Source organism: Robertmurraya sp. (assembly GCF_036676585.1).
Lineage (GTDB): Bacteria > Bacillota > Bacilli > Bacillales > Cytobacillaceae > Robertmurraya_A.
The window spans coordinates 1-7,102 of sequence record NZ_JAKFCQ010000178.1 but is presented as its reverse complement, the minus strand read 5'-3'; the positions used below and the strand labels follow the sequence as shown (position 1 = coordinate 7,102).

7 protein-coding genes are annotated in these 7,102 nt (G+C 39.3%); 2 read left to right on the top strand and 5 right to left on the bottom strand.

The window, feature by feature from the left end; genetic code table 11:
* Nucleotides 1-433: 433 nt before the first annotated feature.
* Nucleotides 434-1,129 carry a spore coat protein gene (locus tag ACGLXV_RS22320; RefSeq protein WP_391560353.1) on the top strand — a complete coding sequence of 232 codons (696 nt, stop codon included), beginning with the start codon at nucleotides 434-436 and terminating at the stop codon, nucleotides 1,127-1,129.
* Between the two features lie 43 nt (nucleotides 1,130-1,172).
* Here the strand turns inward: ACGLXV_RS22320 and galE are convergent, their stop codons facing one another.
* From galE to ACGLXV_RS22305, 3 genes are read right to left on the bottom strand one after another with little or no spacing between them, the layout of a single operon-like run.
* On the bottom strand, nucleotides 1,173-2,159 hold the full coding sequence (gene galE, locus ACGLXV_RS22315; protein ID WP_391560352.1) for a UDP-glucose 4-epimerase GalE: 987 nt from the start codon (nucleotides 2,157-2,159) through the stop codon (nucleotides 1,173-1,175).
* 18 nt (nucleotides 2,160-2,177) lie between these two features.
* The gene (gene lplA / locus ACGLXV_RS22310; protein ID WP_391560351.1) at nucleotides 2,178-3,167 is read right to left on the bottom strand and encodes a lipoate--protein ligase; all 990 of its coding nucleotides are present in this window, start codon (nucleotides 3,165-3,167) and stop codon (nucleotides 2,178-2,180) included.
* Between the two features lie 12 nt (nucleotides 3,168-3,179).
* The gene (locus ACGLXV_RS22305) at nucleotides 3,180-3,914 is read right to left on the bottom strand and encodes an MBL fold metallo-hydrolase (RefSeq protein WP_391560350.1); all 735 of its coding nucleotides are present in this window, start codon (nucleotides 3,912-3,914) and stop codon (nucleotides 3,180-3,182) included.
* 160 nt (nucleotides 3,915-4,074) lie between these two features.
* Between ACGLXV_RS22305 and yhfH the strand changes: the two genes are divergently transcribed.
* Nucleotides 4,075-4,209 carry a protein YhfH gene (yhfH, locus tag ACGLXV_RS22300; protein ID WP_084362072.1) on the top strand — a complete coding sequence of 45 codons (135 nt, stop codon included), beginning with the start codon at nucleotides 4,075-4,077 and terminating at the stop codon, nucleotides 4,207-4,209.
* A 48-nt stretch (nucleotides 4,210-4,257) separates the two neighbouring features.
* On the opposite strand, the gene ACGLXV_RS22295 is transcribed toward yhfH, so the two are convergent.
* Together ACGLXV_RS22295 and ACGLXV_RS22290 are read right to left on the bottom strand one after the other, a co-directional pair.
* Nucleotides 4,258-6,414, bottom strand: a complete 2,157-nt coding sequence (locus tag ACGLXV_RS22295; RefSeq protein WP_391560349.1) for a YhgE/Pip family protein — start codon at nucleotides 6,412-6,414, stop codon at nucleotides 4,258-4,260.
* 72 nt (nucleotides 6,415-6,486) lie between these two features.
* Nucleotides 6,487-7,059 (bottom strand): TetR/AcrR family transcriptional regulator, encoded by a 573-nt coding sequence (locus ACGLXV_RS22290; protein WP_119707151.1) that lies wholly within the window; start codon nucleotides 7,057-7,059, stop codon nucleotides 6,487-6,489.
* Nucleotides 7,060-7,102 lie beyond the last annotated feature (43 nt).

Sequence of the window (7,102 nt, the reverse complement as noted above, 5' to 3'; positions counted from 1 at the left end):
CTCACGGGTACCTAACTCACACTTTGGTTACCGCAAAGTTCTTTTTTCCGTACTCACGGGTACCTAACTCACACTTTGATTACCGCTACGCTCTTTTTTCTGTACTCACGGGTACCTAACTCACACTTTGGTTACCGCTACGCTCTTTTTTCCGTACTCACGGGTACCTAACTCACACTTTGATTACCGCTACGCTCTTTTTTCCGTACTCACGGGTACCTAACTCACACTTTGGTTACCGCAAAGTTCTTTTTTCCGTACTCACGGGTACCTAACTCCATTTCGGTACCCGCTTCGCTCATTTTTAAGCTTCTAGAGGAACCAAACTACCATTTTTCCCAAATTTTCACCCCGTATGCTCCCCGGCATCTTTCACCATAATAGACACGTACGGTATTTAGCTGTACAAATCCGAAAGTGGGGGTTGAGACGGATGATAACACAACAACAGCAAAACAACATGCAAACTGCTTCTATGAATAATATGATGGCTTCACCGAATATGGCAAGAGCCGTGAACCACGGGGCACATGAGATTCTTGATGTGCATATAGTGATTTCGGGAATTCTTGGTACGATTGATCAGTATTTAATGTTCGAGCAACAGATTAAGGATCCCGAGTTAAAGGATATTGTCGTTCGCCAACGTCAATTTATTACGGATCAATATAATGTGTTGGTCGAGTGTTTTAAAACTGGACAAGATCCAAGTCACCCAACTTCTAGCTATATGATGAAGCAATCAAATGATGTTGTTTATGGTATTAAACCCTCCCAACCGACTAAACCAAAGCAGTCTGCAGCTGAAATTGACGATAAGTGTTTGTCTTCTCTCATGCTTGGCTGCATGAAGTCATCTGCTCAAACGATGACGATGGCTGCTGGTGAAGCTACGAATCCGATTGTTCGACGCGTGCTACAGGATAGTATCCCTAACTATTTGGAAATGGCGTACGAAATCTTCTTATATCAAAACAAAAAGGAATTTTATCAAGTTCCTCAGCTGAGAGAAGAAGACACGCAACAGCTGCTTAATTCGTTCGCTACATCAGGTGGTTCCCAAGGTATCCAAGGAACACAGGGACTGCAAAATACGCAAAGCAACCAGCAAAACCGCATCCTTCAATAACACACTAAAAGGGGCTCCATCCCTCGGAGCCCCCACCTACATACTATTTCTCATAACCACCAGGATTGTTCTGATGCCAATTCCATGCGGTTTCAATAATGGTTTCTAATTGGTTATACTTTGGCTGCCAGCCTAATGTTTGCTGGGCTTTTTCTGATGATGCAATTAATACAGCTGGATCTCCCGCTCGACGTGGACTAACTACAGCTGGAATTTCATGCTTTGTAACTGTTCTTGCTGTTTCGATTACCTCTTTTACCGAAAAGCCTCGGCCATTTCCTAAGTTGAACACATCACTTACTTCATTTTTACGCAAATATTCTAAAGCTAGCCAGTGAGCGTTAGCAAGGTCCATGACATGAATATAATCACGGATACATGTTCCGTCCTCCGTCGGATAATCATCACCATAGATACCAATATGCTCTCTCTGCTCTAATGCTACCTGCAAAATAATTGGGATCAAATGAGTTTCAGGTGTGTGGTCCTCTCCAATAATTCCGTCCGGGTGAGCACCAGCTGCATTAAAATAACGCAGTGAAATCGACTTTAAGCCGTAAGCCCCATCACACCAACGGAACATTTTTTCCATAGCAAGCTTTGTTTCTCCATATGGATTCGTTGGAGACGTTTCTGACTCCTCTGAAATCGGGACCTCTTTCGGCTCCCCATATGTTGCGGCTGTTGATGAAAACACAATTTTTTTCACATTATGCTCCACCATAACAGAGACCAATGAGTGTGAAGCAATAAGATTATTTTCGTAATACATGAGCGGCTTCTCTACACTTTCTCCTACTAGAGAACTCGCCGCAAAATGAATCACCGCTTCAATAGAGTGCTTTGAAAACACTTCACTTAATGCTTTCGGATTGCGTAAATCCGCTTGATAGTAAGTTGCGCCCTTTACCGCTGGGAGATGACCGGTTTGTAAATTGTCTACAACCACTACTTCTTCTCCATGATTCAAAAGCTCTACCACTGTGTGGCTACCAATATAGCCGGCTCCACCTGTTACTAAAATTGCCATTCATAGTCCCCCAACATGTTAATAAATTAATTGTAAAAAATCTTCTTTTGTCACATTACCAAAATAATGTTTAATATTTACATCGTCCAACGCTAATTGTATCACAGCTTTATCGTAACGAATTCCCGTTAGCTTTTCTTCTATATCGGTGACATCTCCAACTCCAAAGAAATCACCATAAATTTTGCAGCTTTCAATAACCCCTTTATTCACTTCTAACCTGACATCAATATGCCCTACTGGGAATCGGTGCGAATGCTGGAGATTAAACTTGGGGGACTTCCCGTAATTCCAATCCCAATTTTGATATCGTTCTTTTGAAAGCTCGTGTATATTCTTCCAGTCTTCTTCTGATAACACATACTCATTTACATTCTCTGTACCACCAAAGATCTTCTCTAGAAGCAAGGAACGAAACTCTTCCATTGAAACCTTTTCTGATAAAAACTCAGAAATATTAGCGACTCTGCTTCGAATCGACTTGATTCCTTTTGACTCAATTTTATCCTTACGTACCTTTAATGCTGATACAACATGATCAATTTCTGAATCAAGCATAAGCGTTCCATGACTGAACATTCGTCCTTTTGTAGAAAACTGTGCATTCCCAGAAATCTTTCTACCTTCAACCACAATGTCGTTTCTCCCACTTAATTCTGCCTGTACTCCTAGTTCATGCAAAGCTTCAACGACCGGATCCGTAAACTTTTTAAAATTATGAAAGCTTTCTCCATCGTCCTTGGTAATAAAGCTAAAATTCAAATTTCCTAAGTCATGGTAAACAGCACCACCACCTGAAAGCCTACGGACTACATGAATCCCGTTTTCCTCTACGTAGTCCGTATTTATTTCTTCAATCGTATTTTGATTTTTGCCAATGATAATAGATGGTTCATTTATGTAGAAAAGTAGATACGTTTCATCTATGTTTAAATTTTTCAGGCAATATTCTTCAATTGCTAAATTTACTCTTGGATCTGTGATCCCTTTATTATCAATAAATAACATACTTCTCTCTCCTTATAATTCAATCACTTGTCCGGTGTGGGCCAAGCCTGTTGGGCCATTATAATGTTGCTTTGCTTCGTCTACTAACTGCTGTAGTTCTCCATAGTGTGGAAGATGGGTTAACACGAGCTGCTTAACATTTGCCCTAGCTGCAAGCTTTCCAGCATCAAAGCTGTTCATATGCCCGGCTCCACTACCGTCCTGATTTCCATAGAAATTACATTCACATAATAGAACGTCAGCTCCCTCACTAAATGAAACAAACTCCTCAATAAACGAAGTATCTGCTGTGTATACAATAGCTTTGCCATCAGCCTCAAATCGCATCGCATAGCAAGGAACCGGATGCTTTGTTAATAAAAATCGAATAACAAATGGACCTACTTTCAATTCAGCATTCGGATCATATGCAATCCCTTTTGTTATGGTTTTGTACGTTAACTTAGAAAATTCATATGAATCGCCATCATGTGCATAAATCGGTAATGTATTCATCTGACTCCCTAAAAACCCTTGAATCAATCGAGCATGTTGTAAGGCGCCAATGTCTGCGATATGATCGGCATGATAATGAGATAATACAACCGCATCTAGTTCTTCAGGCTGGTAATAATTTTGTAACTTAGACAAAACCGCGCTTCCACAATCAACCAATAATTGAAAACCGTTATGTTCTAACACATAGCCTGTGCTAGCTTCATTTGCTTTTGGATAACCACCCCAAAAACCTATCGTTGTGAGCTTCATTGAACGATTCCCTCCGCTTTTTATTATATCTATCGTTTATTATAGCTTTTTTATATATTTATGAAAAATAGGTAAAACAATGATTGACACATCCAAACTGTTATAATACAATTTAATTAATAATTAATCTGTTTCAAACACCATGATAGGGGGAACTTATATGTTTGAGAGCATTGTTGAATTTTTCAGAAACTTACCACCGAAGGAATGTGTTCAATGTGGGAATAAAATTGAAGAACAACATGAATGCTATGGCAATAAGTGCGAGCATTGCATGGATGTAACAAACATATAGATTCATAGTTTACAATAAAGGCCCCAGTCAACTGACTGGGGCTATTTTTTATTCTGCCATTACACGAAACTGGCGCTTATGCATTTTTGAAAAATAAAGAATGGTACCAATCGCACATACAACAGCAAACGATAATAGGATATATGCGTTATGCCACATGAATGAGTAATCACCACTTGAAATAACCGCTTTAAATCCTTGAACCGAATAAGTCATTGGCAATAATGAATTAAAAGGCTGTAATGCGCTAGGAATAAGCTCCAATGGAAATGTTCCTGCACTTGTTGTTAATTGCAAAATGAGAACGATAATGGCGACAAAACGACCTGGATCTCCAAGTGTTGTGACCAATAATTGAATTAATGCCACAAACGTAATACTAGTGATAATGGTGAATAGATAAAAGTAAACGGTACTTTCAACCTGTAATCCTAGACCTAGTAATAACACGGTGGCTGCTACAATCCCCTGTAATACACCAACTATACCAATAATAGAAAATTTGCTTATGAACCAGTTCATTCCACTCTTAGGAATAGATGCTGGCTCCTTTAAAGGAAACACAATTGATAGAAGTAAAGCTCCTACGAACAATCCTAATGACAGGAAGTATGGAGCGAACCCTGTACCGTAGTTTGATACTTCATTCACTTTCTTTTCCTTCACTTCGACTGGCTGTGCCATCATATCAAATGTTTTATCCGTAGCATCAACGCTGGATGCTTTGTCTGCTCCTTCAACTAGCTTAGTAGACAGTTCATTGCTACCGTCAAGTAGCTTATTGTTTCCATCGACAATTTTATCGCTACCCTCTTGTAACTGACTGGCACTTGATGCAATGGTTTTAGATGCCTCCGATAGCTCTGTAACCCCGGAAACTAACCCATTTGTACCATCACTAATCTTTTTGGCACCATTTGAGGCTTCAGTAAGCTTTTGTTGAAATAATTCCATGCCAGACTCGAACGTCGTTTGGCCCTCAGAAAGTTCTGAAGATCCTGTTACTAAAGCATTCGTACCTTCTTCTAATTGATGTAATCCACCTTGAAGTTCTTTTTGTCCTGCTAGTAAGGATCCCATGCCATTTTCAAGATTGCTTGCACCCACGGACAAAAGAGCCGATTTTTCTGCTAGTATTTGGGTGTTTGTATCTAAAGAGGCGAGTGTTTGTTCAAGAACAGCTCTCTCCTGGCCTTCAGGCATTTGTAAGATCACCGCTTGTAAGGATTGAGTGAGTGCCTTTACGCCACCATTAACCGCCTCGGCACCCTTTTTCCATTCAGCAAGTGAGGTTTCAAGTGTTGCTGCCCCTTTCATTAACTCACTTGTTCCACCGATTAACGCCGGAACCTTATCATTCACAGTTTCTAACCCTGTGTTTACATCTGTAATTCCTTCATTTAAACTGCCTAGTCCCGATTGAATTCTCTTTGAGGCTGTAACAAGCTCGGTTTGGCCATTGGTTAATTGTCCTAAACCTGCTGATAAATCGGACGCACCTTTATTAATGGCAATTGTACCGTTTGTGGCACTTGTCATACCTTCCGAAAACTTCTCTGTTCCATTTGAAAATTGGGTCAGCTTTTCATGAAAGTTTGAAGTCCCTGCCAAAAGATCAGCTGTTCCAGTGCTCAAATCATTCGCACCTTCACTTGCTTTCGTCATTCCATCCGCAAGTTCTCCAACTTTGTCAAACATACTTTCCGCATATGTTTCTGTTACTTTTACTGAAAGAGACGCTTTAATCTTTTCAATTGCTGTACCACCAATTTGTGCAGCTAAGAAGTTATATCCTTCATTTGGTATATACGTAAGTGAAAGCTTCTCTGGGTTTTCATCTAAAAGTGTCGTTGCATTTTTAGAAAAATTATCAGGTATCTCGACGATCATATAATATTTTTGGTTTTCTAGGTCATCGTTTGCCACTGTACGATCAACAAACTCAAAATGAAAATCTTGACTTTCCTTTAACTTGTCGACTAAGTCGTCACCTAGATGAAGTTCTTTTCCTTCATAAGTTGCACCATCATCTTCATTTACAATCGCTACTGGAAGGTCCTTCAAGTGATCATATGGATCCCAAAATGCCCATAAAAACATCCCACTATATAGAATAGGAATAAAAAGTACGGCGATAAGTGGGATCAATAGTTTCCGATTTCGAAACACCGCTGTGATCTCTTCTTTTAGAAGATTATTTTTCAATTGTTATTCTCCCCTTTATCTTCATATTGACTAAAATGTTCATTTGGTCATTTTATAACAAAAAAGAAGGGCTTATTTGGCTAAACCCTTAAATATATATTGTTCGAATAGCTTGGCTATCTCGTCTTTTTCAAGTGGTGGATTATTTTTTTCCCAATCGAAAATTAAAGCAATATAAAGCTTCAGCATAACAAACGCCGTTACCTTTGGGTCACAAGATTGTATACTTCCTGTTTCAATGGCTTTGGCGACTCGTTCTTCAATATTTCTCAATATATTATTTTCCATCCGATTAATCACATCTACTACTGCAGGTGTACCAATTTCTCTTGCCTCCTGAAAAAGTTTAATTGAAAGCTGGTGGCTCATCCGAAATTCAAGAATTTGATACAATGCCTGATGCAGCTTTTCATGAAATGGTAAATCTCCTAAAAATGCCTCATCTGCTGTTACTTTTAGCTCCTTAATCAAGCTAGATATAATCTCATCAAACAGCTCTTCCTTGTTTTTAAAAAAGGTATAGATCGTTCCTTTTCCAACATTTGCAATTTTTGCAACTTGGTCTATGGTCGTCGCTTTATAGCCAAACTGCGAAAAAGACTTTGTCGCAGCATCAACAATTAGCTTTTTTCGATCAATCCCCATATCTTCACCTCGATAACTGACCAAATGAACAAAATGGTCATTT

What these genes read in the sequence shown, in the direction of transcription:
- yhfH (WP_084362072.1), top strand. Translation starts at nt 4,075, where the DNA reads ATGTTTGAGAGCATTGTTGAATTTTTCAGAAACTTACCACCGAAGGAA.
- ACGLXV_RS22320 (WP_391560353.1), top strand. Translation starts at nt 434, where the DNA reads ATGATAACACAACAACAGCAAAACAACATGCAAACTGCTTCTATGAAT.
- galE (WP_391560352.1), bottom strand. Translation starts at nt 2,159, where the DNA reads ATGGCAATTTTAGTAACAGGTGGAGCCGGCTATATTGGTAGCCACACA.
- ACGLXV_RS22305 (WP_391560350.1), bottom strand. Translation starts at nt 3,914, where the DNA reads ATGAAGCTCACAACGATAGGTTTTTGGGGTGGTTATCCAAAAGCAAAT.
- lplA (WP_391560351.1), bottom strand. Translation starts at nt 3,167, where the DNA reads ATGTTATTTATTGATAATAAAGGGATCACAGATCCAAGAGTAAATTTA.
- ACGLXV_RS22290 (WP_119707151.1), bottom strand. Translation starts at nt 7,059, where the DNA reads ATGGGGATTGATCGAAAAAAGCTAATTGTTGATGCTGCGACAAAGTCT.